Genomic DNA, 1,202 nt, shown 5'->3' on the forward strand with positions numbered 1-1,202 from the left:
GCAGGATGGCCTCGCCCTCGTCGAGCCGTCCGGTCTCGACGAGCGTTCCGGCGTACCGGGCGCGCAGCAGCGCCATCTGCGACTGGGCGCCGATCCGTTCCGCGTAGCCGATGGCCGCCTCGAAGTCCGCGGCCGCCTCCTCGAACGAGAGCCGCCGCTCCTGGGCCTCCGCGCGGGAGGAGAGCGCCTCGCCCGCCGCCCCCGTCGTCCCCCTGGACGAGCCGGTCACGGCGGCGCCGCCGCCGCTCGCCGAGGCGCGGCGCTGGGAGGCGCGGCGCGGCGTGCGGCTCGTCGAGCTGATCAACATGGATCACGAGACCGGACGCTGGACCAGCCCCGCCGGCATGGAACGGCTCCGCGAGATGACCGCCGTCTACGAGCCCGGTCTGCCCCAGACCGCCCGGCTGCCCGGCTCCCTCGCCGTCTTCGCGGTCCTCCTCATCGGCGAGGCCGGCCGGCTCCGGGAGCTGCTCGACACGACCATCGGGACCTGCCGCCGCTACGGCTACGACTGGGAGCTGGCCAACGCCCTCCAGATGCGGGCCAACATGTTCGCCAACCGGGGCGACCGGGCCGTCGAGGCGATCGCCGACGCCGACGAGAGCCTGGCGCTCTTCGTCCGGCTCGGGGACGCCTGGGGCGCGGCCGAGGCGCTCTCCTCCCGCGCGGAGGCCCAGGAGCGGCGGCTCTCGTTCGAGGAGGCGGCCGCGGACTTCGAGGCGGCCATCGGCTACGCGGAACGGATCGGCGCCCAGTCGCAGATGGCGCTGCTGCGCGCCCGGTACGCCGGAACGCTCGTCGAGACCGGACGGCTCGACGAGGGCGAGGCCATCCTGCGCGAGATCGTGGACGCCGGACACCTCTGGGGTCACGAACCCCTGCTGGGGGCCCGCATCTTCCTCGCCCTGGCGCTCGGCCGCAGCGGTCGCACCGACGAGGCCCGCGAGCACCTGCACGCGCTGCGGGGGGAGTTCGGCTCCGAGACGCTGTCCATCTTCGAGGGCTTCACGCTCGGCAGCCTGGGCTGGCTCGACGACCTCGACGGACGGTACGGCTCCGCGCTCGCGCTGGCCGCGGAGGCCTACGAGCGGTCCCTCGGCCCGCTGTCGATCCTCGTCGCCCCGCAGATGCCCGGGGTCCACCTGGTCACCGCGGCCTGGGCGCTGGCCGGGCTCGGCGGGCCGAGGGACCGCTCGTAGGCC

The 1,202-nt window shown here is 75.3% G+C and carries 2 protein-coding genes; one reads left to right on the forward strand and one right to left on the reverse strand.

Translation table 11 applies throughout. The annotated features are described in order from the left end of the window. A partial coding sequence (locus EAO70_RS40165) for a hypothetical protein (RefSeq protein WP_315986269.1) occupies nucleotides 1–307 on the reverse strand: 307 nt, incomplete at its 3' end. On the opposite strand from EAO70_RS40165, the gene EAO70_RS37110 reads away from it, so the two are divergent. Then, nucleotides 306–1,199, forward strand: a complete 894-nt coding sequence (locus tag EAO70_RS37110) for a hypothetical protein (protein WP_261993253.1) — start codon at nucleotides 306–308, stop codon at nucleotides 1,197–1,199. The two genes, EAO70_RS40165 and EAO70_RS37110, sit on opposite strands and share 2 nt — an antisense overlap. Nucleotides 1,200–1,202: the final 3 nt, after the last annotated feature.

It is taken from the genome of Streptomyces sp. adm13(2018) (assembly GCF_008042145.1).
GTDB lineage: Bacteria > Actinomycetota > Actinomycetes > Streptomycetales > Streptomycetaceae > Streptomyces.